This is a genomic window from Helicobacter sp. 11-8110 (assembly GCF_003288905.1).
GTDB lineage: Bacteria > Campylobacterota > Campylobacteria > Campylobacterales > Helicobacteraceae > Helicobacter_D > Helicobacter_D colisuis.
Genome location: NZ_NHYL01000001.1, coordinates 465,967 through 492,946 on the forward strand (window position 1 = coordinate 465,967; position 26,980 = coordinate 492,946).

At 34.9% G+C, this 26,980-nt stretch carries 27 protein-coding genes; 19 read left to right on the forward strand and 8 right to left on the reverse strand.

Going from position 1 to position 26,980, the window contains the following annotated elements; genetic code table 11:
- Positions 1-17 precede the first annotated feature (17 nt).
- The 3 genes from CCY98_RS02235 to CCY98_RS02245 all read right to left on the reverse strand — a co-directional run bounded on the left by CCY98_RS02235 (position 18) and on the right by CCY98_RS02245 (position 3,368).
- Positions 18-1,268, reverse strand: a complete 1,251-nt coding sequence (locus CCY98_RS02235; protein WP_112056960.1) for a serine hydroxymethyltransferase — start codon at positions 1,266-1,268, stop codon at positions 18-20.
- A gap of 1 nt (position 1,269) precedes the next feature.
- Positions 1,270-2,763, reverse strand: coding sequence for a lysine--tRNA ligase (gene lysS, locus CCY98_RS02240; protein WP_112056961.1), 1,494 nt, complete (start codon positions 2,761-2,763; stop codon positions 1,270-1,272).
- 68 nt (positions 2,764-2,831) lie between these two features.
- Positions 2,832-3,368: a CvpA family protein gene (locus CCY98_RS02245; RefSeq protein ID WP_112056962.1), complete on the reverse strand. Its 537-nt coding sequence runs from the start codon at positions 3,366-3,368 to the stop codon at positions 2,832-2,834.
- A gap of 115 nt (positions 3,369-3,483) precedes the next feature.
- Between CCY98_RS02245 and CCY98_RS02250 the strand changes: the two genes are divergently transcribed.
- Positions 3,484-3,987, forward strand: coding sequence for a YajQ family cyclic di-GMP-binding protein (locus tag CCY98_RS02250; RefSeq protein ID WP_112056963.1), 504 nt, complete (start codon positions 3,484-3,486; stop codon positions 3,985-3,987).
- Complete coding sequence (locus CCY98_RS02255; protein WP_112056964.1) at positions 3,984-5,249, forward strand: apolipoprotein N-acyltransferase; 1,266 nt, start codon at positions 3,984-3,986, stop codon at positions 5,247-5,249. The genes CCY98_RS02250 and CCY98_RS02255 overlap by 4 nt, the downstream gene beginning before the upstream one ends.
- Here the strand turns inward: CCY98_RS02255 and CCY98_RS08410 are convergent.
- Genes CCY98_RS08410 through CCY98_RS02270 form a run of 3 tightly spaced genes read right to left on the reverse strand, consistent with a single transcriptional unit; the run spans position 5,233 to position 8,803 of the window.
- Positions 5,233-6,522, reverse strand: a complete 1,290-nt coding sequence (locus tag CCY98_RS08410; RefSeq protein WP_181566524.1) for an SGNH/GDSL hydrolase family protein — start codon at positions 6,520-6,522, stop codon at positions 5,233-5,235. The two genes, CCY98_RS02255 and CCY98_RS08410, sit on opposite strands and share 17 nt — an antisense overlap.
- A 1-nt stretch (position 6,523) precedes the next feature.
- On the reverse strand, positions 6,524-7,216 hold the full coding sequence (locus CCY98_RS02265) for a metallophosphoesterase family protein (protein WP_112056965.1): 693 nt from the start codon (positions 7,214-7,216) through the stop codon (positions 6,524-6,526).
- Positions 7,217-7,219: 3 nt separating this feature from the next.
- The gene (locus CCY98_RS02270; RefSeq protein WP_112056966.1) at positions 7,220-8,803 is read right to left on the reverse strand and encodes an inorganic phosphate transporter; all 1,584 of its coding nucleotides are present in this window, start codon (positions 8,801-8,803) and stop codon (positions 7,220-7,222) included.
- Between the two features lie 191 nt (positions 8,804-8,994).
- Between CCY98_RS02270 and flgH the strand changes: the two genes are divergently transcribed.
- The 12 genes from flgH to pdxA all read left to right on the forward strand — a co-directional run bounded on the left by flgH (position 8,995) and on the right by pdxA (position 20,008).
- Positions 8,995-9,726 carry a flagellar basal body L-ring protein FlgH gene (gene flgH / locus CCY98_RS02275; RefSeq protein WP_112056967.1) on the forward strand — a complete coding sequence of 244 codons (732 nt, stop codon included), beginning with the start codon at positions 8,995-8,997 and terminating at the stop codon, positions 9,724-9,726.
- 149 nt (positions 9,727-9,875) lie between these two features.
- Positions 9,876-11,336: a threonine synthase gene (thrC, locus tag CCY98_RS02280; RefSeq protein ID WP_112056968.1), complete on the forward strand. Its 1,461-nt coding sequence runs from the start codon at positions 9,876-9,878 to the stop codon at positions 11,334-11,336.
- A gap of 11 nt (positions 11,337-11,347) precedes the next feature.
- Entirely contained in the window at positions 11,348-12,235 is an 888-nt protein-coding gene (glyQ, locus tag CCY98_RS02285) for a glycine--tRNA ligase subunit alpha (protein ID WP_112056969.1), read from the forward strand.
- Positions 12,213-12,959 carry a Nif3-like dinuclear metal center hexameric protein gene (locus CCY98_RS02290; RefSeq protein ID WP_112056970.1) on the forward strand — a complete coding sequence of 249 codons (747 nt, stop codon included), beginning with the start codon at positions 12,213-12,215 and terminating at the stop codon, positions 12,957-12,959. The genes glyQ and CCY98_RS02290 overlap by 23 nt, the downstream gene beginning before the upstream one ends.
- 26 nt (positions 12,960-12,985) lie before the next feature.
- Positions 12,986-13,699 carry a zinc ribbon domain-containing protein gene (locus tag CCY98_RS02295; RefSeq protein ID WP_112056971.1) on the forward strand — a complete coding sequence of 238 codons (714 nt, stop codon included), beginning with the start codon at positions 12,986-12,988 and terminating at the stop codon, positions 13,697-13,699.
- 5 nt (positions 13,700-13,704) lie between these two features.
- Positions 13,705-14,931 (forward strand): lipid IV(A) 3-deoxy-D-manno-octulosonic acid transferase, encoded by a 1,227-nt coding sequence (waaA, locus tag CCY98_RS02300; protein WP_112056972.1) that lies wholly within the window; start codon positions 13,705-13,707, stop codon positions 14,929-14,931.
- The gene (locus tag CCY98_RS02305; protein WP_112056973.1) at positions 14,928-15,725 is read left to right on the forward strand and encodes an RluA family pseudouridine synthase; all 798 of its coding nucleotides are present in this window, start codon (positions 14,928-14,930) and stop codon (positions 15,723-15,725) included. The genes waaA and CCY98_RS02305 overlap by 4 nt, the downstream gene beginning before the upstream one ends.
- Before the next feature lie 67 nt (positions 15,726-15,792).
- On the forward strand, positions 15,793-16,710 hold the full coding sequence (locus CCY98_RS02310; RefSeq protein WP_112056974.1) for a branched-chain amino acid transaminase: 918 nt from the start codon (positions 15,793-15,795) through the stop codon (positions 16,708-16,710).
- A gap of 9 nt (positions 16,711-16,719) precedes the next feature.
- Positions 16,720-17,805, forward strand: a complete 1,086-nt coding sequence (locus CCY98_RS02315; RefSeq protein ID WP_112056975.1) for a prohibitin family protein — start codon at positions 16,720-16,722, stop codon at positions 17,803-17,805.
- Positions 17,806-18,495 (forward strand): bifunctional phosphoribosyl-AMP cyclohydrolase/phosphoribosyl-ATP diphosphatase HisIE, encoded by a 690-nt coding sequence (gene hisIE / locus CCY98_RS02320; protein ID WP_112056976.1) that lies wholly within the window; start codon positions 17,806-17,808, stop codon positions 18,493-18,495.
- Positions 18,495-19,037 carry a DUF2393 family protein gene (locus CCY98_RS02325; RefSeq protein ID WP_112056977.1) on the forward strand — a complete coding sequence of 181 codons (543 nt, stop codon included), beginning with the start codon at positions 18,495-18,497 and terminating at the stop codon, positions 19,035-19,037. The genes hisIE and CCY98_RS02325 overlap by 1 nt, the downstream gene beginning before the upstream one ends.
- Positions 19,037-20,008, forward strand: a complete 972-nt coding sequence (pdxA, locus tag CCY98_RS02330; RefSeq protein WP_112056978.1) for a 4-hydroxythreonine-4-phosphate dehydrogenase — start codon at positions 19,037-19,039, stop codon at positions 20,006-20,008. Before CCY98_RS02325 ends, pdxA begins: the two co-directional genes overlap by 1 nt.
- On the opposite strand, the gene trpB is transcribed toward pdxA, so the two are convergent.
- Positions 19,996-21,198, reverse strand: coding sequence for a tryptophan synthase subunit beta (gene trpB, locus CCY98_RS02335; protein ID WP_112056979.1), 1,203 nt, complete (start codon positions 21,196-21,198; stop codon positions 19,996-19,998). The two genes, pdxA and trpB, sit on opposite strands and share 13 nt — an antisense overlap.
- 157 nt (positions 21,199-21,355) lie before the next feature.
- Here trpB and purM point away from each other — a divergent pair, with 157 nt between their 5' ends.
- Genes purM through CCY98_RS02360 form a run of 5 tightly spaced genes read left to right on the forward strand, consistent with a single transcriptional unit; the run spans position 21,356 to position 25,729 of the window.
- A complete protein-coding gene (gene purM / locus CCY98_RS02340) occupies positions 21,356-22,348 on the forward strand; it encodes a phosphoribosylformylglycinamidine cyclo-ligase (RefSeq protein ID WP_112057086.1) in 993 nt (330 codons plus the stop codon).
- Positions 22,349-22,402: 54 nt separating this feature from the next.
- The gene (locus tag CCY98_RS02345) at positions 22,403-23,119 is read left to right on the forward strand and encodes an SH3 domain-containing protein (RefSeq protein WP_112056980.1); all 717 of its coding nucleotides are present in this window, start codon (positions 22,403-22,405) and stop codon (positions 23,117-23,119) included.
- Between the two features lie 4 nt (positions 23,120-23,123).
- The gene (locus tag CCY98_RS02350) at positions 23,124-23,912 is read left to right on the forward strand and encodes a shikimate dehydrogenase (RefSeq protein WP_112056981.1); all 789 of its coding nucleotides are present in this window, start codon (positions 23,124-23,126) and stop codon (positions 23,910-23,912) included.
- A gap of 37 nt (positions 23,913-23,949) precedes the next feature.
- Entirely contained in the window at positions 23,950-24,498 is a 549-nt protein-coding gene (gene raiA / locus CCY98_RS02355; protein WP_112056982.1) for a ribosome-associated translation inhibitor RaiA, read from the forward strand.
- Positions 24,476-25,729, forward strand: coding sequence for a polynucleotide adenylyltransferase (locus tag CCY98_RS02360; RefSeq protein WP_112056983.1), 1,254 nt, complete (start codon positions 24,476-24,478; stop codon positions 25,727-25,729). The genes raiA and CCY98_RS02360 overlap by 23 nt, the downstream gene beginning before the upstream one ends.
- On the opposite strand, the gene CCY98_RS02365 is transcribed toward CCY98_RS02360, so the two are convergent.
- Complete coding sequence (locus CCY98_RS02365) at positions 25,683-26,900, reverse strand: ammonium transporter (RefSeq protein WP_181566535.1); 1,218 nt, start codon at positions 26,898-26,900, stop codon at positions 25,683-25,685. The two genes, CCY98_RS02360 and CCY98_RS02365, sit on opposite strands and share 47 nt — an antisense overlap.
- Positions 26,901-26,980 lie beyond the last annotated feature (80 nt).

Genomic DNA, 26,980 nt, shown 5'->3' on the forward strand with positions numbered 1-26,980 from the left:
ACCTCTTTTTAAAAGTTTTAAAATATTGCTTTGTTATACACAGGGAATTTTAACGCAAGCTCCTTTAATTCCTCTTTTATTTGTGCTTGCTTTTGTGTATTTTGTATTTCATCTAAAACATCAGCAATTCTATTAGCCACAATCTCAAATTCTGCCTCTTTAAATCCTCTTGCAGTTAATGCTGGAGAACCAATTCTCACACCACTAGTAACAAATGGACTACGAATCTCACCTGGAACTGTGTTTTTATTTACCGTAATCCCTGCATTGCCTAATGCTAAATCCGCATCTTTACCGCTAAAGTCTTTATCAAGCAATGACAATAAAATCAAATGATTATCTGTTCCATTGCTCACGATTTTATAATTTCTCTTTTGCAACACACTAGCTAGAATCCTCGCATTAGCCTTGACTTGCTTTGCATATGTTTTCCATTCTGGCTTTAGATTCTCTCCAAATCCAACTGCCTTACCCGCAATGACATGCATCAAAGGACCACCTTGCATTCCAGGGAATACTGCCTTGTCAATTTTTTTAGCAAATTCTTCATTATTAGTCAGTATCATTCCTCCCCTAGGTCCGCGTAAAGTTTTGTGTGTTGTAGTCGTTACTATATCTGCATAAGGGAATGGGTTTGGATATTCTCCTGCTACTACAAGTCCTGCAACATGAGCAATATCCGCTAACAAAATCGCTCCAACGCTATCTGCAATTTCTCTAAAACGCTTGAAATCTAGCTCCCTTGAATATGCACTAAACCCACAAATAATCATATTAGGTTTTGTAATTTGAGCTATTTCTTGAACTTTATCATAGTTGATATACCCATCTAACTCCACCCCATAAAAAAAGCTTTGATACATTTGCCCTGTAATGCTCACCTTTGATCCATGTGTTAGATGCCCACCGTGGCTTAAATCCATTCCCAAAATCTTATCATATGGCTTAAGCAATGCCGCATACACTGCGCCATTGGCTTGAGAACCAGCGTGTGGTTGCACATTTGCAAATTCACAACCAAAAAGTTTTTTAGCCCGATTAATTGCTAATTCTTCTATTTTATCTACAAATTCACAACCCCCGTAATAACGCTTATAAGGGTAACCTTCGGCATATTTATTGGTTAAAACACTCCCCATAGCCTCCATAACGCTAGGAAAGGTGAAATTTTCACTAGCAATCATTTCTAAATGTGTATTTTGGCGATTTAATTCTTCTTGTATAAAACCAAAAACCTCTTGATCTGAACTTTCCAAAAAATAACTCATTTTAATCCTTTTTTTGTGGTTTAAGTGCAGGAAATAAAATCACATCTTTGATAATGTTATGACCTGTTAATAACATTACAAGCCTATCTATACCAATCCCTTCTCCAGCCGTTGGAGGCATACCATAAGAAAGTGCTGTAATATAATCCTCATCCATATATTGCGCTTCTTCATCTCCTGCTTCTTTTGCAGCTACTTGAGCCTTAAAGCGCTCATATTGATCTAATGGATCATTTAATTCACTAAATCCATTGGCAATCTCGCTTCCACCGATAAACAATTCAAATCTATCAGCAATTTCTGGATTATAATCATTACGCCTTGCAAGTGGGCTAATAGCAATAGGAAAATCTGTAATAAAAGTTGGATTAATTAATTTATCTTCCACAAAAGCGTCAAAAGCTTCACTTTGCAATTTACCCAATTCCATTTTTGATTCTATTTTTATATTATGGCTAATTAAATACTCATATAATTTATCCTCATTGGTCGCAACTTCTCTAGGAACTCCACCAATCTCCACTAAAGAATCCAAATAAGTAATCTCTCTAAACTCACTAAAATCAATCTCTTTTTCATTAAACTGCAAAGTTTTAGAAAGATTCAAGGCTTCAAAAAGATAATTAAAAAGCACCTTAGTTAATTGAATTAAATCTTTATAATCCTTATAAGCCCAATAAAACTCAATCATCGTAAATTCCGGATTATGTGAGTGATCCATTCCCTCATTTCTAAAATTACGATTAATCTCAAAGACAGCTTCAAATCCGCCCACAACAAGTCTTTTTAAATAAAGCTCAGGAGCGATTCTTAAATAACGCTCCACATTTAAAGCATTATGAAAAGTAACAAAAGGTTTGGCATTTGCACCACCAGGAATTGGGTGCATCATTGGCGTTTCCACTTCTAAAAAGCCATTTTCTTCAAAAAACTTCCGCACACAAGAAACGATTTTAGAGCGCAAAACAAAAGTATCTCGCACTTCCTTATTCATAATCAAATCCAAATATCTTTGGCGATAGCGCATTTCAATATCTACTAATCCGTGATATTTCTCTGGTAAAGGACTAATGGCTTTAGTAAGAATTTGAAACTCTAGGGCATGTAGGCTTAATTCTCCTGTTTTTGTTACAAAAGGAAAGCCCTTTGCCATAATAATATCGCCTACCTCAATGTATTTTTTAAAAATATCAAATCTCTCACCCAATTCATTTTTAGAAAGATAAATCTGTAAAATCCCACTATTATCTTCAATTTTAATAAAAGCCGCTTTTCCCATAAGGCGAATAAATTTAATTCTACCAGCGACTTGTGCATTTTTATTTATATCTTTTTTTTCTTCACTCTCTAGAGTTTTAAGTGTATCAAAAGCCTCCAAAAAAGCCTTGCAATCCATCTCCTTTGGCACCCCATTGCCATAAGGATTGATTCCTATCTCCCTTAGGGAATTGGCTTTTTGAATTCGACCTTGAACATAAATATCATCTTCAAACAACTGAACTCCTTTAATCTTTTGCTTAATCTTATTAATTTTAGTTAGATTCCTCCATCCTTTTGTAGTTACTAATTTTTTTCTTCTATTTTTTCTTTAGCTTCCTTAACCTCCCCTTGTGGTAAATCAAGCTTAATAATTACCGCTCCAGAATCAAGTAATAATGGGTATAAAAAGCTATTGTCTGTGTATTTTTGCATAAATCTCTTTGCTACTTGAACATTAGAAATTGCATAAAAAATGATTGAAAAAATCATAAAGGTTTTAAAAGCCCCAAAGCAAAAGCCCAAAATACGATTCATAGAATTTAAAGTACTAATTCTTGTAACTTTTTGCAAAAGTTCTGCAATCACCAAAGATAAAATCCATACTAATGCAAGCAAGACTAAAAAACCAATCAATGAAATAGCCGATGGATTTTCAAAAGTGTAAATATGTTGGCTTATCCAACCCCCCGCTTCTGTTGCATAAACTGAAGCGATAAAAACACCACCCACAATTCCAATTAATCCAAAAACCTCACGGATAAAACCATTTACAATACCTTTAAGTCCAACCAATACAATAAGCAAACCAACGACCAAATCAAAATAACTAAAACTATTCAAAACAAAAAACCTTTTAGAAAATACATAATTAACTTTATTATTTTACACAAAACTAACCTAAAAAAAGATATGATAAGAAAAAATCTTTAAAAAATCATTACAAAAAGGAAAATAAATGGCAAGCAAGGAACACAGTTTTGATCTCTCAGCAAAAGTTGATATTCAAGAATTTAAAAACGCCCTAGAACAAGCAAAAAAAGAAATTGCAAACCGCTTTGATTTTAAAGATGATAAAGTTAAAGATTTAGATTTTAATGAAAAAGAAAAATCTCTCACTATTCTTGCCACAAGCGAAAATAAAGCAAAGACTATTAAGGATATTTTTGATTCCAAACTCATCAAACGCAATCTTTCTTTAAAAGTTTTAAAAGAAGTCTCCAAAGACAATGCAAGTGGAGGAAATCTCAAAATAACTTACAAACTTAATGATGCCTTAGATGATAAAAATATAAAAACCATTAACGCAGAAATTAAGAATCAAAAATTCAAAGTCCAAACGCAGATTCAAGGGAATGAGATTCGCATTAAATCCAAAGACATTGACGAGCTCCAAAAAGTTATCGCCCATCTCAAAAAAATGGAATTAGAAATTTCTTTAAGTTTTGGAAACTTCACTTGATAGGGATATTTTCATCTAGCAAAACAAAATTCACCCAAATTACACTGGGGATTCTTGCGGCTCTTTTTTTAAGTGTTTTTATTTATGAAGAGCATTTTTTTAACACTTGGAGACACCCTCTTTTCTCTAGCTTTTTTGCAATTATTGGATTTTTTATGCTACTGCAACTCTCGCGTTTAAGTGCTTTTGTTTGTGGTAGTAGCATTGGAATTTTATGGTTTTATTGGATTGGCTTAAGCTTTCGTTTTTATGATTTAACCTACCTTATTCCATTAGTTTGGATTTTTGTAGCATTGATTTTTGGAATCTTTTTTTTAGCTTTGTGTTATTTTAAAACCCCAATTTACAGAATCTCTGTCCTACTTTGTGCAAGCTTTATTCATCCTTTTAGTTTTAATTGGTTTATTCCTGAATTAACACTCACTCAAAGCTACTTTTTTCCTTCAAAAAGCATTCTTGCACTTTTATTAATATTGCTTGTTATTTTTAGCTTTCTTATTCAAAAGCAATTCTACAAAATAAGCTTTTTATGGCTTATTTTGGGTTTATTTAGCATTGGGATATTTAGCCAAACTCTCTACCCAACTCCCAAAGAATCGCCCCTTAAAATCAAAACAATCTCTACAAATATTCCCCAAAATTTACGCTGGGATTCTAGCAATTTAAAACAAATTATTGATGAAAATTTTAGCCTTATTCAACAAGCCAAACAAGAAAAATATGACTTAGTAATTTTACCTGAAACCGCTTTCCCTATCGCTCTAAATGCCGAAGATTCTCTGCTTAAAATATTGCAAGATTTAAGTCAAGATTTAACGATTTTAGTGGGTGCTATCCATAAGCAAGGCAATTCTTATTACAATAGTGCTTATCTTTTTAATCAAGGAGAAATGCAAATTTTTGATAAAATTATCTTGGTTCCTTTTGGCGAAAAAATCCCCCTCCCCCAATTCTTTGTAGATTTAATCAATCAAATCTTTTTTAAAGGTGGAATGGATTTTACAACCAATTCCAATCAAAAACCAAACTCAACAATTCTCCAAAATCAACACTTTCAAATTGCAATTTGCTATGAAGCTACAAGACAAGAATTTTATCAAGATTCTCCAAGTTTTTTGATTGCTATTAGCAACAATGCTTGGTTTAAGCCCAGTATAGAACCAACTCTACAAAAACTTTTAATGCGATATTTCTCACTCAACTATGGCACAACCATTTATCACTCAAGCAATGGATCACAAGACTTTATTCTCTCTCCTTAAGCTCTTTTGCGTATTTTTTCTTAATTTGATAAACCTTATACCAGAGCCACAGATACCCTCCTTTATACCATCTCTTAGGGGCTTTCAGTACCGCTTCGCCTAATTTTATCAATAACAGATAATAGCTGATACTTCCGGCAATTCCACCACAATACTCCTCAATGGCTTCCTTGATAAATATTACATCAGGAATTAAAAAATTAAAATCATATTCTTTTTCTATTTTTATATCTTCTTTTAAAAAGCTTTCATATTCTAATTTTTCGCAAGATACTACAAAAAAATCTACCAAATTGCAATAATCCAATATCTTTTTAGGTTTAGTATTTAACCATTCACTCCCCTCTGTCATTTGAGTATTTTTATTTGCCAAAGAAATGGTAACTTGACTATCAATTAAAATAGGATTAATGGTGTGAAAGATTCTGCCATTAGGGCTACCCTTGATAATGCAAAAATCTTTAGTTTTAATACGCATTTTTGAAGCAATGAAATCTCCACCAATATCTGTTTTTTCATTATTCCAAGTATGAATCCCCACTAAAAAAGTATTATAATATTGCTCTTTAAATTTTAATTCAATATCTTTATCTATTTTAAAAGCTTTTTCACAAAATACAGAATTTTTTATCTCATTAACTTCTAATTCTTCCCCACCTTCCATATCTTTTGGAGAAAGAATAGTAAAATACATTTTTTGTGTTTCTGTAATGTTGGTATTTTTTTGTCCTTTAAGCAAATCTAAATAACTTGCAATATTTTGTCCCAATGTTTTCATTATTGGGTTAATTTGATGCAATTTATCTCCCTGCATATAAAAGTCCATCACATTCTTTTCTTCATAAAAACCATGCATATCTATCACATTAAACCCATGTTTTTTAGCCCAATATCTATGAGCATTATTAATTGTTTCTATATCAGAATAACTTTTATCATAAAGAGGTAAAATTAAAACAAGTACTTTCTTATTCAACTTAGACAATTCATTATAAAGATAGGCTATACTTGCAATAACCACTTCTAGCTTTAGCTTAGCATATGCATTAAGATTTTCAATATCGTTAATGTTGCTTTCTGTAATGATAATATCCGCCTCCATAATAGCTTTTTGATTGCGTGGCAATTTTAATTCATATAAATTTTGCAAACTCCCTGAAGCACCTAAAGCCAAATTAGTCAAATGGACATTATCTTGCTCCAATCCACTTTTTATGCCATTTTTCATCATAGAATTACTGCCACCCAATAAAACAACATTATTTTTTGACATTTTATCTCTCACAATTATCTTGTTGAAAAATCTGCTTACTAGGCCACTCTATAGCACTCAATACCGCACTTTTAGAATCATCTCCCACATACACACAGCCTGTATCAATTGCTGCAAAATTCTCCATTATCATTGGCACTTTTCGCACATCATGCCCAAAGACATTAAAAACCCCATAATTTTTCTTTGATTCTTTTTCCCAATTATGAGATTTTAGCCGACTCCAAGTCACCATTTCTGCTTTCTTTTCTTTTTCTTTGTAGTAAGGCAATCCAAAACCATGGGTTACAAAAAGTCTTTGTCCTTTTTCATCACAAAGCGGAATCTCTAAAAATCGTGGCAACTTTAAAAACCACTCCAAATGCTCGTGAATCTTCTCAAATCCACCATTTCTTTGGTAACTCTCCATTGCTTCATAGCCACCATTATTAATCCAAATTTTATTATAACTTTTTGAAGGAATAGCATGATAATATTCTAACATTAACTCTTCGTGATTCCCAAGCACACAGGCATAATTATATTTCATCACCAAATCCACAACTTCACAGGATTTTGCTCCTCTATCTATCAAATCTCCCGTGAAAATAATCTGCGAATCCCATTTTTGTGGTAATTTTTCAATCAAAGCACACAAAGTATCCAAACATCCATGCACATCACCAATAACATAAATCGACTTAGAATAATCCAAGGCTTAAATTCCCATCCATCGCAAAACAAAAAAGCTTACCGCACCTAGCAATGCAGAGAGTGGAACGGTAATTAACCAAGCTGCAATGATTTTATTAATTGCTGAACGCTTAACAAGCTCTTCTTGATAGACTTTTTTGAGTTGTTTTTGCTCTTTTTTCTTGATTTCTGGAATCCCTTCTTTGCGTTTTGCTTTTTTTCTATCAATGCTTTTTAAAATAGCTGCCTTTTTCTTAATGGAAGCCCTTCTAAAACGCTCCAAGAATCTCCGAATTTGCTCACTATCATTACCCTTATAAGATTCTAGTATTTTTAGCTCCATTTGCTTATACCGCTTCTTTAAATACTCGCGCAAAAACCCTACACCAAAGACCGCACCAACAGCAATATGCGTAGAACTAACCGGCATTCCAAGCTCACTTGCTATAAGCACAGTCAGAGCTGCACTCATAGAAATACAAAAGGCACGAATCTGATCAAGCTCAGTAATCTCACTTCCAACCATTCTAATTAATTTAGGACCAAATAATGCCAAACCAATAGAAATTCCAAGCCCACCCAAAAACATAATCCAAAATGGAATACTCGTTTGACTGCCCAAACTAAAACCTTCTTTTAACGCATCATAAATAGCTACCAAAGGTCCAATAGCATTTGCCACATCATTTGCTCCATGTGCAAAACTCAAAAGTGCTGCAGAAAAAATCAAAGGAATGGTAAAGAGTTTGTTGATTTCCTCTTTTTTGTTTTCCATACTCTCCACAGCATTAGCAATCATCACCCTAACTGTCAAAAACACCACCACAGCAAGAACTATACTAACTATCAGTGCGCTTGCAAAATCTACTGCAATTACATTCTTTAAACCCTTATTAATGAGATATAAAGTAAAAGCCCAAGTCATAAAAGCAATTAAATAAGGGACAACCCTCTTAGCTGCTTGCTTTTTATCTTGTTTATAAGTAATGGTATTTTTAATAAAAAATAGCAATAAAGCAGCAATAATCCCACCACTCACAGGCGAAATTATCCAACTAGCAGCAATATTCCCAAACTCCATCCAATTAGCTACACCAAAGCCACCCGCTGCAATTCCTGCCCCTAAGATTCCACCCACAATAGAATGTGTTGTTGAAACTGGCGCACCAATTGCAGTAGCAAAATGTAGCCAAATTGCACCAGAGAGCAAGGCTGCTAACATTAAAGTTGCAAAATTCCGTGAATCACCAATCGCATCCATAGAAATAATTCCAGAACGCACCGTATCTACAACTTCACCTCCAGCAATCAAAGCTCCTGAAATTTCACAAATTGCTGCAATTGTAATTGCTCCAAACATGCTTAAAGCCTTAGAACCAACTGCAGGACCAACATTATTAGCAACATCATTAGCGCCAATATTAAGTGCCATATATCCACCAACAATTGCAGCAAATCCTAAAAATAACGAGTTTGTAATGTTATCATCATTCCACATCACTAAGACTATAATTAACAATACAAACAAAGTAATAACTCCAATTCTTTGCATATCTTCAACATTTAAATGCAAAGCCCTTTCATACCGCAAAAAATCTTTAATACTCACAATTCCTCCGAATAATATGCATAAAAATATGATGATTCTACAAAAAATTACTATAAAAATTACTTTAATTTTTAAAATACCTTTAAAGAGAATCAAGAAAAAATCATAAAAAAATAAATTTTTAGAGAAAATTAACTTGGAACGAACTTTGCTTATTTCTTAATAAAGAAACCAAAAACAAAGGATAAGCTATGAAAACCACGCACTTTTTAAAAACTGCTTTCCCAAGTCTTGCTTTTATCTATGGACTGCTACTAAATGGTTGTGCCACCACAGAACCGCAAATCTCCTTTAAACCACCTGCTTATGTTGAAGAATTACCACCCAAAGAGGAAGAGGATAATTTCGGAAATCCAGGTAGTATTTTTGGACAGGGAGATAACTTACTTTTTTCTGATAGGCGTGCAATGCAGCTAAATGATCTTGTAACTGTTATCATCAATCAAACCGCCCAAGCAAGCTCAAGTGCCAATAAGAATCTGAATGAAAATTCAAGTGGAACTTTTGGCGCTCCAAGCCTTTCTTATGCGGGATCTAGCTCAAGCATCGGAAGCATTGTTAATGGAATCAACAATGCCACAGGTTTTGGAATTAACCTTGGGAACAACACTTCTACTTATGCAGGAACAGGAACTCAAAACCGCCAAGAAACCTTTACCACAACCATTGCAGCAAGGATTATTAAAGTTTTACAAAATGGCAATTATTTTATTGAAGGTAGTCGCGAAGTGCTAATTAATGGCGAAAAACAAATTATCCATTTAAGTGGCGTTGTGCGCCCAACAGACATTGCAAGAAACAATACCATTGAATCTCAATATATCGCTGATGCAAAGATTATGTATGACACCCAAGGCGAACTTAAGAAGAGCACAGAAAAAGGCTGGGGAACAAAACTTATTGAAAGTGTTTGGCCTTTTTAATTCTTTTCCTAAATTTTTTAGGAAAAGTTTAACTCCAAAGCTTCATATTTAAAAAATAAACTTTAAAATCCCTATTTAAAGCAAAAGAAACTAAGATTTTTTTAGCTTAAGCTATGATAAAATACGACAATTTTTAATAAAGGACTTGCGTGCAACAACAATACTTCACAGGGACAAGGGGAGGGAATTGCCCTTCTGTAACCTTTCAAGATGCTCTCTTAAACCCTAATGCTCCTTATGGCGGATTATACACTTTAAAAAACTTACCCACTTTTTCTAAGGAGCAAATTCAATCTTTTGCAAATTTAAATTATGCTTCTCTTGCAAAAAATATCTTTCAATCACTAGGATTAGGCATCAAAGATTCAATCCTTGAAAACGCCTTAAAGCTTTATGAAAATTTTGATAACCCAGAGATTCCTGCTCCACTTGAAAAAATCAATGAAACTCTCTATATTCAAAAGCTCTATTGTGGTCCAACAAGAGCTTTTAAGGATATGGCATTGCAGCCTTTTGGCTCAATTTTTAGTGATTTTATTAGCAATTCTTCCAAAGAATATCTTATTTTAACAGCGACAAGTGGAGACACCGGTCCTGCTACTCTCCAAAGTTTTGCAAATAAGCCAAACATCAAAGTCGTTTGCATTTATCCAAAAGGTGGCACAAGCGATGTCCAACGCCTACAAATGACAACCCTAGAAGCCAAAAATCTTAAAGTAATTGGAATTAATGGAAATTTTGATGATGCGCAAAATATGCTAAAAACTCTCTTAAAAGATGAAAATTTCAAAGCAACTTTGGAACAAAAAAACATTTCTCTAAGTGCTGCAAATTCTGTCAATTTTGGGAGAATCGCATTTCAGATTCTTTATCATATTTATTCTAGTTTGCAAGTTTATAAACTAACCAAAAAACCTATTAATATCATTGTCCCTAGCGGGAATTTTGGAAATGCGCTTGGTGCATTTTATGTAAAAATAATGGGCTTCCCTATCCAAAAAATTTGGATTGCCTCAAATTCTAATAATATCCTTACAGAATTTATCCAAACAGGAACTTATGATATTTCTCACAAATCTTTGCAAAAAACCTATTCTCCTGCAATGGATATTCTAAAAAGTTCTAATATTGAACGAGTGTTATTTGCGCTCTTTGGGGAAAATCGCACAAGAGAGCTAATGGAAAATCTTGAAAAAAATAAAAAATATTCTCTTGAAAAATCCGAACTTCAAATGATTAAGCAATATTTTGAAGCTACTTTTTGTGATGATTCTTATTGCCTTGAAACACTTAAAAAATACGCTACTATGGGGATTATTATTGATCCACACACTGCTTGTGGTATTAAGGCTTACGAACAAATCCAAAGCCTTGATTCTAGTATTCCTTGCATACTTTGCTCCACTGCAGAATGGACTAAATTCGCACCAACTCTCACAAAGGCCTTAGAAATGGGAGATTTAAGCGATGAAGAAGCGTTACATGCTCTTGCAAAAAAATTCTCTATTACCATTCCAGGACAAATTTTGGAACTCTTTGCTAAAAATGAAATTCACACACAAGTTGTAGATAAAGACTTACTCCCACAGACTATTTTACAATGGCTATAAGAAGGATTAATATGCTATATTTTTCAGAACTTTTATTAAAACTCCAGCAATTTTGGCAAGAACAAGGTTGCTTAATCATTCAACCCTATGATATTCCAGCAGGTGCTGGGACTTTTCACCCCGCAACTTTACTTAGAAGTCTTGATTCTAAGCCTTGGAGTGTTGCTTATGTTGCCCCCTCTCGTCGCCCAACAGATGGGCGTTATGGAGAGAATCCTAATCGCTTGGGCAGTTATTATCAATTTCAAGTTTTAATCAAGCCAAATCCCGATAATATCCAAGAACTCTATCTTAAAAGCCTTGAATTCTTAGGGCTTAATCTCAAAGATCATGATGTGCGTTTTATTGAAGACAATTGGGAATCACCAACACTCGGTGCTTGGGGGCTTGGCTGGGAAGTATGGCTTGATGGAATGGAAGTTACACAATTTACCTATTTCCAGCAAGTTGGAGGAATCCCTTGCGAACCTGTAGCAGTAGAAATTACTTATGGGACAGAGCGCCTTGCAATGTATTTACAAGGCGTTGAAAATATTTTTGATATTGCTTGGAATGAACATTATACTTATGCAGATGTTCATTTAGAAGGGGAATATGAATTCTCAAAATATAATTTTGAAGTAGCTGATACCAAAATGCTTTTTGAATTTTTTGCCAAAATGCAAGAAGAAGGTAGAAAAGCTCTAGAAGCAGGACTTCCTTTACCTGCTTATGATTGTGCTATGTTGGCTAGCCATCTTTTTAATGTGCTTGATGCTAGAAAAGCTATTTCAGCTACTGAACGCCAGAACTATATCTTAAAAATTCGCGATCTCTCAAAAGCTTGTGCAATACTTTACAAAGAGCAAGAACCAATGCGTATGGAGCGATTAGAAAATGCCAAAAAAACAAAAAAATAACATTTCTCATCTTCTAGATATTTTAGATTCACTAAGCCCTTTTTCTTTGCAAGAATCCTGGGATAATTCAGGATTGATTCTAGGAAGTAAAGATGGAAGCTTTAAGCAAATTTATGTTGCACTAGAAGTTACTCAAGAGCTTTTAGAACAAATAAAAGCAGATTCATTACTTATCACACATCATCCCTTAATTTTCTCTCCACTAAAGCAGCTTATTAGCGAATCTTATCCTTCCTCTTTGCTTTGCTTGGCTATTCAAAAAAATATTCAACTCATTGCAATGCACACTAATTTTGACAAAACACATTTTGGTAAATATATCACAAAAGAAATTCTAGGAATCAAAAATTTTTCACAAGAGGAATTTTTAGTGCAATTTCAATGGGATAGCGATTTTCATTCACTCTGTGCCTTAATCAAAGAAAAATTCAAACTCCAAACTTTAAAAATTACCCAAACCACAAACCCACAATGCAAGAATATTGCACTTATTACAGGAAGCGGGGGAAGTTTTATAAGCAAACTAAATCACATTGATTGCTTTATTACAGGAGATATTAAATACCACGAAGCCATGGAGGGAATGCAAAAAAATATCCACCTTATTGATTGTGGTCATTATGAATTAGAACGCTATTTTGGGGAAATTCTTTCATCACTTTTGACAAATCTCGGCTATAAAGCTATAATTTTAGACTCAAAAAATCCTTTTAGCTACATTTAAAGGTCATTTTAAAATCGGAGTAATTTATGAATAAACACCTAACTCAGCTCATAGAAATTGCAAATCTTGATAAAGAAATCGATTCTTTTGAGCCACGAATCAAAGAAGCCAACAAGGAATTAAATCAGCTTTTATCTGAACAAAATACGCTACAAACTCAAGTAGATGAGGTAAAAAATACTGCAAAAGACATTTCTCTCTCTATTCAAAAAAATGAGAATCACCTAGAAGATCTCTCTTTGAAGCTTGAAGAAATTGCCAAGAAAACCAAAATCATAAAAACCGAAAAAGAAAGCAAAGCCTTAAGTCTTGAAGAAGAGCTTGCAAAAGAGCAAATCACTTTTGCTAATGAGGAAATCGCGCGTCTAAATACTCTTTTAGAAACTAAAAATAGCAATATCAAAGAATTGCAAGACAAGATTAGCGCACTTCAAGAATCGCAAAAAGAAATTGAAAAAAAAGTTGAAACAGAAATTCAAAAAATCAAAAAAGAGCAACAAGAAGTTTTTAACAAAAAAGAAACCCTAATTAAAATTATGGATCAAAAAATTATTTCTTTTTATGAAAAAATCCGTAAATGGGCAAAAAATACAAGCGTAGTGCCTATTACTAGACAAGCTTGTGGGGGCTGTTTTATTCGCATTAATGATAAAATTTACTCTGATGTTATCCGCTCTGATGATATTATCACTTGCCCACATTGTGGAAGAATCCTTTACAACCAAGAAGAAAATGCTTAAATCTTATGGGCTTGTTTGTAAGTTTTTACTATCTACTCCTTTGTGTGGCGCATATTTGCGCCTTGCCTCTTTTATTTATTTTAAGTTTTAAATCTAAATACACTACTTCTATTAAAAGGCGATTTTTTCTTCCGCAATTTATTGAGAGTAAAATGCAAATCCATTGGCTTCATGCTTGTTCATATGGCGAAGTTAAATCTCTGCAAGGCATCATCACAAACCTAAGCCCACTTTTAAAACCCAACGAACAGATTCTTTTAACCACCACCACACAAACAGGCTACAACTTAGCTAAACAGCTTTTTCCAAATGTATTTGTTTGCTTTTTACCTTTTGAAACTTTTATCCCCTTTTGGATTAAGAATCTCAAAATCAAAAGCCTCACTTTAATAGAAGCTGAACTTTGGCTTATGCCACTTTTTTATGCCAAAAACAAAAATGCTTCCACTCTTTTAATTAACGCTCGAATCTCATCAAATTCATACAATAGATATCATAGGCTAACTTTTTTTTATAGCAGACTTTTTACTCTTATTGATAATATTTTTTGTCAAGAAAAAAAAGACAAGCATTACCTACAAACCCTAGGAGCAAGAAATATCAAGGTGTTTGGCAATCTCAAACTTGCAGAAATTCCACAAATCACACAACACTACCAAAAACCAAGCCAAGAGCTATGGCTGATTGCTAGCACGCACGAAAAAAACTCCAAGCAAGAGGAAATTCTCATTCTCAAAGAGATTTTGAAGATTCTCCCAAAAGATTCACCCAACAACCCTAGAATCCTATTTGCTCCTCGTCATCCAGAGCGCTTCACGCAACTAATAAAAACACTCAACGCCCTTCTTAAACAAAATCATCGCCCAAGCCTAAGTGTTGCTTCCCAAAATGGAATCCAAGTTAGCATTAATGCACCCTTTGGATTTATTGACACTTTAGGAGAGTTAAACAATCTCTACCCTATTGCCTCACTAGTGGTTTTAGGTGGGAGCTTTTTGCCGAATATTGGAGGACACAATCCAATAGAACCGGCATTTTTTAGAACCAAACTCATTAGCGGTCCCTATATTTATAATCAAAAAAGTCTTTTTAAATCACTCCAAAATTACACTTTAACCGATTTAGAAAATCTTCATAAAATACTGACTAAATCCGATTTACTTCTCCCATGCAAAATCACAAAAAAACTAGATATATCCAAAATCATTAATACTATAAGGAATGAAAAATGAAACCAAAACAAACTAAGAATTCAGCCCAAAAGAATCAATCCATTCCTGCAAAGATTCCAAGCAATGCACAAAAGGCTTACAAGCTTTTAAGCGTGCAAGAGGGAATCTCTCATAATGAAGCAAAAAGTCTTATTGATAGGGGGCTAGTTACCATTCAAGGAAAGAAACTCAAAATTGCTCGCGCTTTGCTTAGCCCAAATACGCATTTTAAAGTTCAACAACTTCCGCCTATTAAAATAATTTTTCAAGACCAAAATATTCTTGCCCTCTCCAAACCAGCTTTTTTAACTTCAGAAGAAATTGCTAAACTCTATCCACAATGGGCATTACTTCATCGACTAGACAAAGAGACAAGCGGGATTTTGTTGTTTATCAAAGAAAATAGCCCCTTTCATCTTAAAGCAAAGGAAGAATTCAAAAAGGAACAAGTCTTTAAACAATATGTCGCTATTGTAGAGGGTATCATTGAAGAAGAACAAGAAATTACTGAGCCCCTTATTATTCAAAAAGGGCATTTTGCTAAAGTCATCGTGGCAAAGAAAAATGGAATCAAAGCTTACACAAAAATCACTCCCATAGAAATTGAGGGCAAAAAAACCAAGCTAGAGATTTTAATCAAAACAGGGAGAACCCACCAAATAAGAGCACACTTAGCTCATATTAAACACCCCATTATCGGCGATACCTTTTATGGAGGAAAACCCGCTAATCGTATCTTGCTACATGCACAAAAAATTGCATTGCTAGATTATAGCTTTGAAGATTCTCCACCAAAAGAGTTTCTTTTGGGATAAAATAAAAGAATTTTAAGTAACATTTTGATATATTCCAGTGCTTATTTTTATATTGGAGCTTATACGAATGAATGAAGCAAAATCAATTTGGATGGATGGCAAACTCGTGCCATGGAAAGATGCAAAAATCCATGTTTTAACTCACACTTTACACTATGGGAATGCAGTATTTGAAGGAACAAGAGCCTATAAAACCGACAAAGGAATGGCTATTTTCAAACTAAAAGAACATACCAAGCGACTTTTAAATTCTGCAAAAATTGTCGCAATTAATTCCCCCTACACTCAAGAAGAATTAGAAAAAGCACAAATTGAAATCATCAAAGACAATCATTTTACAAATAATGCCTACATTCGACCTTTAATTTATCTAGGTTATGGAGCCATGGGAGTTTATCACAAAAACTCTCCAGTGCAAGTTGCTATTGCCGCTTGGGAATGGGGCGCTTATCTTGGTGATGAAGGATTAGAAAAGGGTATCCGCGTAAAGACTTCATCACTCACTAGAAATTCTACAAAATCCCTTTTTGGAAAAGCAAAAGCAGCTGGAAATTACCTTAACTCACAAATGGCAAAATTTGAGGCTATTGAATGTGGCTATGAAGAAGCCTTATTGCTTGATGATTTAGGAATGATAGCAGAAGGTAGCGGAGAGTGCTTTTTTATCGTTAGAGAAGGTAAGCTCATCACTCCACCTAATGATTCTTCTTTAGAATCCATTACGCAAGATTCAGTTATTACACTCGCCAAAGATTTAGGATTAGAAGTCATAAGACGCAATATCACACGCGATGAAGCTTATATTGCCGATGAAGCGTTTTTCACAGGAACCGCAGCAGAAATAACTCCAATTCGTGAGCTTGATTCTCGCATCATTGGCAATGGACAAAGAGGAGAAATCACTCATAAACTCCAAAATGCTTTCTTTGATATTGTTTATGGACGCAATCCAAAATATAGCCACTGGCTAACTTACATTTCATAAAGGTTATTTATGCCCATTGATTTAAATGAACATTTAAAACAGAAAAATAAAAACTATAAATCTCAAAATGACAATAATAATGGTGGTAATGGAGATAATGGAAACAATCGCAACAGAGGTTTTCAAAACTATCCTAAAATGCCCTCTTTTAACATACCAAATGGCAAAAAAATGGCAACACTTTATGTAATTATCATTCTTGTTGCACTTTTATTTTTACTTAAACCCTTTACTATTATCAACAGCGGTGAAGTGGGAGTAAAAATCACCACAGGGGAATTTGATCCTACACCTTTGCAACCTGGAATCCACTTCTTTATCCCCGGAATCCAAAAGATTATCCCTGTAAATACTAAAGTGAGAATTGCGGAATTTACAAGCGCTGAAGCAAAGAATTTCCGCAATATTGATGAAGGTAGCATTAGAGACAAAGCCATTAGTGTGCTTGATTCAAGAGGCTTATCTGTCTCTGTGGAATTAGCTGTTCAATACCGCTTAGATCCATTGGGAGTGCCTCAAACCATCGCTACTTGGGGACAAAATTGGGAAGAGAGAATCATTATCCCCGTTATCCGAGAAATTGTCCGCAATGTCGTAGGAAGTTTTCCAGCTGAAGAATTACCAACTAAACGCAACGAAATTGCCACACTGATTGATCAAAGATTCCGCGATAACATTAATGGTTTAGAAAATCGCCCCGTGCAATTAGAATCAATCCAGCTTACAGAGATTGTTTTGCCTATTGCCATTAAAGAGCAAATTGAGCGTGTGCAAGTTGCTAGACAAGAAGCAGAAAGAGCAAGATATGAAGTAGAACGAGCTAAACAAGAAGCAGAAAAACAAGCTGCTTTAGCCAAAGGTGCTGCTGATGCAACAATCATTCAAGCAGATGCACAAGCCAAAGCTAACAGAATTATTAGTCAAAGCTTAAGCAATCCACTTTTGCAACTCCGTCAAATTGAAGTGCAAGGGAAGTTTAATGAAGCACTCCAAAATAATCGTGATGCAAAAATTTTCTTAACTCCAGGTGGATCTACTCCAAATATTTGGCTTGATTCCAAAGACACGCAAAGATCAAGTGCAGCAGGGCAATAAGTGAATATTTTAGAAACTATTGCTTGGGATAAACTCCAAAATGGACTTATTCCTGCTATTACTCAAGATTACCTAACCAATGAAGTTCTAATGCTTGCTTTTATGAATAAGGAAGCTTTAGAGCTTAGTTTGCAAAGTGGCTACGCTCATTATTTTTCACGCACAAAAAATCGTCTTTGGAAAAAAGGCGAACAAAGTGGTCATACACAAGAGATTATTGAATGCTATCTTGATTGCGACAAGGATACTTTGCTACTTAAAGTTAAACAAGAGGGGGTTGCTTGCCACACAGGTAATCAAACTTGTTTTTTTAATCAAATCTCCTTAGATACAATCACGCAAAAATCCCAAAACACTATTGACACCTCCAAGCTTTATGGTGCTGTGGATACACTCTATCATACCTTACTAAAGCGTAAAAACGCTAATCCAAACACTTCTTACACAGCTTCACTATTTCACAAAGGTGAAAACACCATTGCCAAAAAAATAGTTGAAGAGGCAGCTGAATTAGGATTTGCTATCAAAGATAAAGAATCTAAGGATATTATTTATGAGGCTGCAGATTTACTCTATCATTCTCTTGTCGGATTAGCTTATAGAGATTTAAGCCCTGATTTAGTTAAGCAAGAGATTATCCGGCGTTTTGGGCTTAGCGGAATTGAAGAGAAAAACTCTAGAGAGAAATAATGCCACAAAGACTTGAATCTTTTCTTTCGCTTTTAACACAATTTACGCGATATTTTTCTTTATATGATTATTTGATTCTCGCATCGCTTTTTTTAACCATTTTACTTTTCTTTCTTTTAAGCATTATAATTTCATCAAATATTATTGGGCGCATTTTAGTGCTTTTTGTAAGTGCTATTTTATTTTTAACTTCTCCTTTTGTTTATCAGCATATTATGCAAAATTATCTCAAAAAAACAGAATCGACTTTCTCTTATAACAATAAACTCCAATATGATGACATCTATTATATCAAAGGTGTAGTCAAAAATATCGGTTATCTTGATTTAAGGGGTTGCGTATTAACAGCAAACTTTATACCCAAAAACTCCAATCAATTCCAGCAAATCAAATACAAACTAAATCCCATTTTTCTCTACAAAAAAACTTACAAAAAACCCTTAAAAAAACAAGAATCTTTTGAATTTGAAGCATTATTTGAAGCTCCAAAATCCCTTATTCATTCTAATTATAAACTCCAAACTCAAGTGGATTGCTATTAATGAAAATTGCCATTAGCGTTGGAGATATTAACGGAATTGGGCTAGAGATCCTGCTTAGAAGCCACACAAAAATCTCCAAAATTTGCACTCCACTTTATTGTGTTGATAAACCCCTTCTTAAAAAAGCAGCCAAAATACTTGATATTAAGATACCAAAAGATCTCATCTGCATTTCTCCAAATGCCAAAATTCCTGAAATTATCCCTGCTACCCTAACCAAAGAAAGTGGTGCTTACTCTTATGCTAGTTTTCTCTGCGCTCTAAATCTTACACAGAACAAAAAAACCAAAGCCTTAACTACACTCCCAATCCACAAAAAAGCGTGGCAACTAGCCAATATCCCCTATGCAGGACATACTGAAGCTTTTAGAGATTTATTCAAACAAGATGCTATTATGATTTTAGGATCTCCTAAGCTATATGTTGCTTTATTTACCGATCACATACCTCTCAAAGAAGTGCCAAACAAAATCACCAAAGAATCCCTAACAAGATTCCTTTTAAAACTCGCACCCCACATCACCAAAACGCCCTGTGGTGTTTTGGGGTTAAATCCACATGCTGGAGATTTAGGCGTCCTAGGCAATGAAGAAAATGAAATCAAACAGGCAATTTGTTGCGTTAATGAACAACTTGGCAAAGAAATTTTTATTGGACCACTTGTGCCTGACACTGCTTTTATCGGCAAACACTTAAAATATTATGTCGCTATGTATCATGATCAAGGACTTATTCCGCTAAAAACCCTTTATTTTAAAGAGAGTATTAACTTTACTCTAAATCTCCCTATTATCCGCACTTCTGTGGATCATGGCACAGCTTTTGACATTGCTTACTCCAACAAAGCCAATCTACAAAGCTATTTTAATGCTATCAAAGAAGCCATTTTCCGTGCCAAAAACCTTAAAAAAATTGCGCCAAGCAAGAAGCGCTGCATTAAAAATTGTAGCAAAACACTTCACTCGCCATAGCCATATTTTTCTACCACAAAATCGATATCCTTATCCCCTCTGCCACTAAGATTCACAAGAATTTTTTTACCCTTTAATTCTGGTGCAATCTTTAGCGCATAGGCTAGAGCATGACTAGATTCAATAGCAGGGATAATGCCCTCTTTTTTACTCAACGCAAAAAACGCACTAATGGCTTCCTTATCGCTAATAGCTACCACCTTTGTGCGTCCGATGCTATGCAAATACGCGTGTTCTGGTCCCACACTTGGGTAATCAAGCCCACTTGCCACACTATATACCGGTGCTGGTTCTCCATTAGAATCCTTAAGCATTATGCTATTAAATCCGTGCATCACACCCTCACTTCCATAGCTTAGGCTTGCTGCATGCTCTCCAAGCGCACTGCCACGCCCCAGTGGCTCCACACCCACAAGTTCTATGGCATCATCAATAAAACCACTAAAAATTCCCATAGCATTGCTTCCACCACCTACACACGCACACACAATATCTGGTAATTCCCCTGTCATCTCTAAAAATTGCTCTTTAGATTCAATACCCACAATCGCTTGAAAATCACGCACCATTTTAGGAAATGGGTGAGGACCTACCACAGAACCAATGGCATACATTGTGTTTTTTGGATCGCTCAAATATGCTTCAAAGGCTGAATCTACAGCTTCTTTAAGCGTTTTAGCTCCACGACTTACGCTCACAACCTTAGCCCCCAAAATCTTCATACGCACGACATTTGGGTGTTCTTTTGCTATATCCACCTCACCCATATGAATCTCACACTCTAGCCCAAAATACGCTGCGGCAGTAGCCAAAGCCACGCCATGTTGCCCTGCTCCAGTTTCTGCTATAAGCTTCTTTTTGCCCATAAATTTTGCCAAAAGTGCCTCGCCCATACAATGGTTAAGCTTGTGAGCACCGGTGTGATTTAAATCCTCTCGCTTGAGATAGATTCCCGCACCGCCATATTCTTTGGTTAAATTATGTGCAAAATAAATTGGTGTAGGACGCCCTTGAAAGTGTTTGCGAATCTTGCGAAGCTCTGCGATAAAATCGCTATTTTGCGCGATAAGATTGTAGGCTTGATTAATCTCTTCCATAGCCTTAGCAATAGGCTCTGGCACAAAGCTTCCACCAAATTTGCCAAAAAATCCATTTTCATCAGGAAATTGTTTAAGATAGGGTGTTTGCATTTTTCATCCTTAAATTTGCATTTTTAGATAATTATACCCTAGGCAAATTAAATTTTTCCAAAGATTATCCACCTAAAACAAAATTATCCTCACAAAAGAGTCTTAAGTTACTTTTTTGTATTATTTTAAACTCAATTTTATTATTTTGGAAGTTTTAATGCAAAAGTTTAATTATAAAGATTCAGGCGTAGATATTGCAGAGGGTAATGCATTAGTAGAAAACCTAAAAGGGCTTGTCAAATCAACTTTTAATTCCAATGTTTTAGGTGGAATTGGCTCTTTTAGTGGAGCCTATGCACTTCCTAGTGGATACAAAGAACCTGTAATTCTAGCAGCCACCGATGGAGTTGGGACAAAGCTCCGCCTAGCAATTGATTATGGAATCTTAGATAGCGTCGGAATTGACTTAGTGGCAATGTGTGTAAATGATCTTATTTGTAATTTTGCTACCCCCTTGTTTTTCTTAGATTATTACGCCACAGGAAAACTTGATAAAAACAAGGCTTTAGAAGTGATTAAAGGCATTACTCAAGGTTGCTTAGAAGCTGAATGCGCCTTAATTGGTGGAGAAACTGCTGAAATGCCCGGAATGTATGAAGGAGAAGATTTTGATCTTGCGGGATTTGCTGTTGGAATCGGAGAGAAAGAAATTATTCAAAGAGAAAATCAAGCTAAGGCTGGAGATGTGCTAATCGCACTTCCAAGTAGTGGAATCCACTCAAATGGCTATTCATTAGTGCGCAAGATTCTAAGTCAAAATAAAATAAATTTAGAAGCTAATTTTGAGGGTAAGCCACTTATTCAAACCTTGCTAACACCCACTAAAATTTATGTAAAAACCTTTAAAAAACTCCAAAATAAAATCAAAGCTCTAGCGCACATTACAGGGGGTGGAATCATAGAAAATCTCCCAAGATGCCTCCCTAATAATCTTGATGCCTTAATCAAAGAAAACCAAATCAAAACTCTTCCCATTTTTGATTTACTGACAAAATACACCGAAGAATCTGACAAATATCGCACCTTTAATATGGGTATTGGTATGATTTTTGTTTGCTCTAAAGAAGATGCAGATTTTATCGCAAGAGAATCACAAGGGTATATCCTAGGTGAGCTTACAGAAGGTAGCCGTGAAGTAAAATTTGTTTAAAATGTGTCTTTATGATATAATGTTTAAGAATTTTTTACAAAGGGAATTAATATTATGTTATCTAACATAAAGCGTTTTTTTAAGATCTATCCACTTCCCATTTTTGTGCTTTTATTGGTATTTACTATTTATTACTCAATTTTTGAAGTTCTAAAAAAGCAAGATCTAAAAACAGCACAACCCATCACCGAAGCAGAACTTATGCAAAATGAAATTCCAAAAGAATCTCCAATCACCCCCAAACCCATACAAGAGTCAAAACTAGAAACTCCACAGCCTAAACTAGCAACACCTGCAGAAAATAAGATGGAAGAAAAAGTAGAAAATAATGAGATAATTACTTCCAAAGTTCCTTCACTCAACATTCGCCAAGAACCCAATGTGAATTCTCCTATTATAGGCAAGCTTACACCCCATATCCAAGCTATTATTTTAGAAGATGATGGCAAATGGTTGCTAATTGGAGCAAATCAAAATAGCAAAGCATTGGGTTGGGTTTTGAAATCCTACACAAAAATCCTACCGCAGAAGGCTATCCTCCAAGAAACACAGGAAATAAAAATTGATTTACCGCAATTTTTTACTTCATTGGCTCCACGGCTCAATATCCGCCAAACGCCAAGCACAGAAGCTAAGATTCTAGGTTCTCTTACGCCTGAAGATAGCGTTGAGATTCTAGAAAATGCTGGTGAATGGGTAAAAATCCAAGATATTAATCCCACTTCCAATAAAAGTGGTTGGGTGATGAAAAAATTTCTTAAAGAGATTTAAATCTATGCAATTTGCCGTTATTGGAAATCCAATTTCTCACTCTCTCTCCCCACTTTTACATAATTCTGCTTTCAAAGCTCTTAAAATTAAAGGCTACTATGGGCGCTATTGCCTAGATACTCATGAGAATTTTTCCACCTTAATCTCACTAAAACTTAAGGGTGCTAACATCACCATACCCTACAAAGAAACCGCGTTTTTGCATTGTGATGAAGTTTTTGGAATTGCCAAAGAAATTCAAGCTGTCAATACGCTAGTATTCAAAGACAATAAACTTTTGGGTTACAATACCGATGCACTTGGTTTTTATCAGTGTATTGAAAAATTTAATTTCAAAAATGCTCTTATTCTTGGTGCTGGAGGTTCTGCAAAAGCAGTAGCCTGCATCTTAAAAGACAAAGGAATATCCACAACTATTCTTAATCGCTCCAAAGAAAGACTAGAATCATTCCTAGCTTTAGGTTTTCAATGCTCCACTTATGATAATTTTTCCAAACAAGAATCCTATGACATTATTATCAACACTACCCCTTCAGGTTTAATCCAAAATTCCCTGCCCCTTGAAGAATCTAAGCTAAAACTTCTTTTAAAAGATTCTAAACTTGCCTTTGATTTAGTCTATGGAATCCAAACTCCCTTTTTAAATCTAGCCAAGAATCTACACATCCCCACACAAGATGGTAAAATGATGCTCATAAACCAAGCCATTCTTTCTTTTGGAATCTTTATGGATTCTCTTAAAATCGCCTATTGCAAAAATACTCTCATTAATAGTATGCAAAATGCTCTATAAGAAAATTTTTATGCTAAAATAAAACAAAGGAGAAACAATGAATACTACCATTACTTCACGACATTTTGAATTAACCGATTCGATTAAAGGCTATATTTTTCGCCTTAGTGAAAGCCTAGAAAAATACAATCTTGACATTTTAAGCACGCGTATTGTCATTTCCTATCAAGAAAAGAAGGGGAAAGAAAAGAAAAAGCGCTCTTATACAATCGACCTTACTCTCTCTATGGCAAGAGCCAATACCATTGTCATTAGCCAACAAGATAAAGATCTCTACACAGCTGCTGATTTAGCATTTTCGCGAATGCACAAAGTCTTGCGCCGCCACCACGATAAGATTAATTGCAAACAGGCAATACCTAGCGAGGAAATCACAGCACTAGAAATCCTAAGAAGCGAAGCTAAGGCTTCAAATCAAGATGATGAAATTGTGCCAATGGATTTGGATTTACACAAACCCCTAGACATTGAAGATGCTCTAGAGAGACTCAAAAGTAGCTCACAGCAATTCTTTGTTTTTAATGACAAAGATTCTAAGATGCGCGTGATTTACAAACGAATTGATGGAAAATACGGACTTTACTAAAAAAATCTATCTTGTTGGTGGCGCTATTAGAGATTATCTCTTAGGGCTTCCCACCAAAGACAAAGATTATGTGGCAATTGGATTTAGCGAAAATGATTTTCAATATTGTCAAAAAGTTGGCAAAAACTTTCCCGTTTTTCTCATTGATTCTCACACACAAATCGCTCTTGCTAGAAAAGAGACCAAAACCACAAAAGGTTACAATGGCTTTAGCTACAAAACAGATAATGTTACGCTACTAGATGATTTAAAAAGGCGTGATTTAAGCATTAACGCTATGGCGCTAGATTTGAGTTCAAACACACTTATTGATCCCTTTGGCGGCAAAAAAGACTTGCGAAATAAGATTTTACGCCACACTTCACCTGCTTTTTGCGAAGATCCACTTAGAATCTTAAGACTTGCAAGATTCAAAGCAAAACTTGGTATTCATTGGAAGATTCATCCAAGCACCAAAGTTTTAGTCTATTCAATGAAAAACGAATTAAAAGATTTAGAATCTAATCGTATTTTTGAAGAAATCAAGCAAGTTTTAAGCCAAAAAAACAGCCATTTATTTTTTGAAACTCTCTTTGAGCTTGGTGTTTTAAATGAAATTTTTCCCTCTCTTTATGCGCTAACCACACTCAAAGAAGGTAGCCCTTACCACTTAGAATCCTCTGTTTTTGTCCATACAATGGAGGTTTTAAAATACCTTGATAATGATTCTTTGCTTCTTAAATTAACCGTGCTTTATCACGATATTGCCAAACCATATACTTATAGAAATTTTGGAAATTCCAATGGGCATGACAACCCCCAAAAAGTAGAATCTCTTATTGATATGCAAATCCCAAAAACAATCCAAAAAAAAATGCTGATTCTAATTAGCAATCACATTAAAATCACCTATCTCTTTTCTATGCGCCCTTCCAAAATACTTGATTTTTTTCATAGCTTCAAAGGCGACAAAGCCCTTTTGCTTGACCAAATTAGATTCTTTGAAGCCGATCACAAAGGACGCATTAGTCAAGTCAAATCTGCCACACTTGAGAGTAAAAAAATCATTGAACTCTTCAGTCAAATCAATTCTTACTCTCCTAAAGAATGGATACAATCCCAAAAATCAAAACCCAATGGGAATCAAATCAAAGATCATATCCAAAAAGCCAAAATTAACCTTATTTCAAGCTTTCTAAGCACCCTTAGCGATAAGCAATCTCTCCGTGCAAAGCCTGATCTAAACCATTAATTTCTTGAGATTCTTCTACCCTAAGAGGATTGAAAAGCGCAATCACTTTTAAGATTACATAACTCACAACTCCTGATAGCACAAAACAAGCTAGTATTGCAATAATTTGCACAACTAACAAACTTACATCACCACCATAAAACAACCCTTCTCCAGCTGCATCTTCTTTGATAATCTCATTCACAGAGCTTGTCGCAAAAAGTCCTGTTGCAATTCCACCCCATATTCCACCAACTCCATGCAAACCAAAAGCATCCAAAGTATCATCATATCCAAATTTAGATTTCAAATAACTAATGGCAAAAAAACAAATAGGCGATGCTATAAATCCTATCAAAACTGCTGCAAAGGGCGTAACAAATCCAGCTGATGGTGTGATAGCTACAAGCCCTGCTACAATTCCTGTAATACTTCCCAATAAAGTAGGTTTGCCATATTTAATCCATTCTACCAACATCCAAGAGAGCATCGCCCCAACCACAGAAAAATTAGTTGTCAAAAATGCATTCACTGCAACAGAATTTACACTCAAAGCACTTCCTGTATTAAATCCAAGCCACCCCATCCAAAGAAAAACAGCTCCAATAAAAGAAAGAGGTAAATTATGAGGCATAATTCCTTGAGCATATTTTCTTCTACCAAGCATAATACAGCCCACAAGTCCAGCTACTCCAGCAGCGATATGCACTACTCCACCCCCTGCAAAGTCTAAAGAGCCAATCTCCATAAGCCAACCTCCGCCCCAAACCCAATGTGCTAAAATATCATAAGCCAAAGTGCTCCAGCACAAAATGAAAATCAAAAGGGCACCAAAATGCATTCTCTCAGCCAAAGATCCTGTAATAATAGCCGCACCAATCACTGCAAAAAGCATTTGAAAAAACATAAAAAGATTCTCGCTAACATTACCAACACTTTGCCCATCAATACCCACTAAAAAAATATGATTCAAATTCCCAATCAACAATCCAATATCATCGCCAAAAGCTAAAGTATAACCTATAATAATCCACTGCAATGCAATTAAAGCATACAAAATAACACTATTAATTGTTGTGCTTAGAACATTATTACGATTAACCATTCCAGCATAAAACATACCCAAAGCAGGAGTCATTAACAAAACAAGCCCACTACAAGCAATCAAAAATAAAGTATCTACAGATAAAATCACATTCTCTGAAGCAAACCCAAAAACCGCTAAACCTAACATTAATATAATTTTTTTCATCATCTAACACCCTTTTCTTT

Bases quoted from the DNA above. Each gene is read 5' to 3' on its own strand.
- pdxA (WP_112056978.1), top strand. From the start codon at position 19,037: ATGAAAATTGCCATTAGCGTTGGAGATATTAACGGAATTGGGCTAGAG.
- CCY98_RS02295 (WP_112056971.1), top strand. From the start codon at position 12,986: ATGAATAAACACCTAACTCAGCTCATAGAAATTGCAAATCTTGATAAA.
- CCY98_RS02250 (WP_112056963.1), top strand. From the start codon at position 3,484: ATGGCAAGCAAGGAACACAGTTTTGATCTCTCAGCAAAAGTTGATATT.
- CCY98_RS08410 (WP_181566524.1), bottom strand. From the start codon at position 6,522: ATGTCAAAAAATAATGTTGTTTTATTGGGTGGCAGTAATTCTATGATG.
- CCY98_RS02315 (WP_112056975.1), top strand. From the start codon at position 16,720: ATGCCCATTGATTTAAATGAACATTTAAAACAGAAAAATAAAAACTAT.
- CCY98_RS02310 (WP_112056974.1), top strand. From the start codon at position 15,793: ATGAATGAAGCAAAATCAATTTGGATGGATGGCAAACTCGTGCCATGG.
- trpB (WP_112056979.1), bottom strand. From the start codon at position 21,198: ATGCAAACACCCTATCTTAAACAATTTCCTGATGAAAATGGATTTTTT.
- waaA (WP_112056972.1), top strand. From the start codon at position 13,705: ATGGGCTTGTTTGTAAGTTTTTACTATCTACTCCTTTGTGTGGCGCAT.
- CCY98_RS02305 (WP_112056973.1), top strand. From the start codon at position 14,928: ATGAAACCAAAACAAACTAAGAATTCAGCCCAAAAGAATCAATCCATT.
- CCY98_RS02345 (WP_112056980.1), top strand. From the start codon at position 22,403: ATGTTATCTAACATAAAGCGTTTTTTTAAGATCTATCCACTTCCCATT.
- CCY98_RS02360 (WP_112056983.1), top strand. From the start codon at position 24,476: ATGGAAAATACGGACTTTACTAAAAAAATCTATCTTGTTGGTGGCGCT.
- glyQ (WP_112056969.1), top strand. From the start codon at position 11,348: ATGCTATATTTTTCAGAACTTTTATTAAAACTCCAGCAATTTTGGCAA.
- CCY98_RS02350 (WP_112056981.1), top strand. From the start codon at position 23,124: ATGCAATTTGCCGTTATTGGAAATCCAATTTCTCACTCTCTCTCCCCA.
- CCY98_RS02325 (WP_112056977.1), top strand. From the start codon at position 18,495: ATGCCACAAAGACTTGAATCTTTTCTTTCGCTTTTAACACAATTTACG.
- CCY98_RS02290 (WP_112056970.1), top strand. From the start codon at position 12,213: ATGCCAAAAAAACAAAAAAATAACATTTCTCATCTTCTAGATATTTTA.
- raiA (WP_112056982.1), top strand. From the start codon at position 23,950: ATGAATACTACCATTACTTCACGACATTTTGAATTAACCGATTCGATT.
- CCY98_RS02235 (WP_112056960.1), bottom strand. From the start codon at position 1,268: ATGAGTTATTTTTTGGAAAGTTCAGATCAAGAGGTTTTTGGTTTTATA.
- purM (WP_112057086.1), top strand. From the start codon at position 21,356: ATGCAAAAGTTTAATTATAAAGATTCAGGCGTAGATATTGCAGAGGGT.
- flgH (WP_112056967.1), top strand. From the start codon at position 8,995: ATGAAAACCACGCACTTTTTAAAAACTGCTTTCCCAAGTCTTGCTTTT.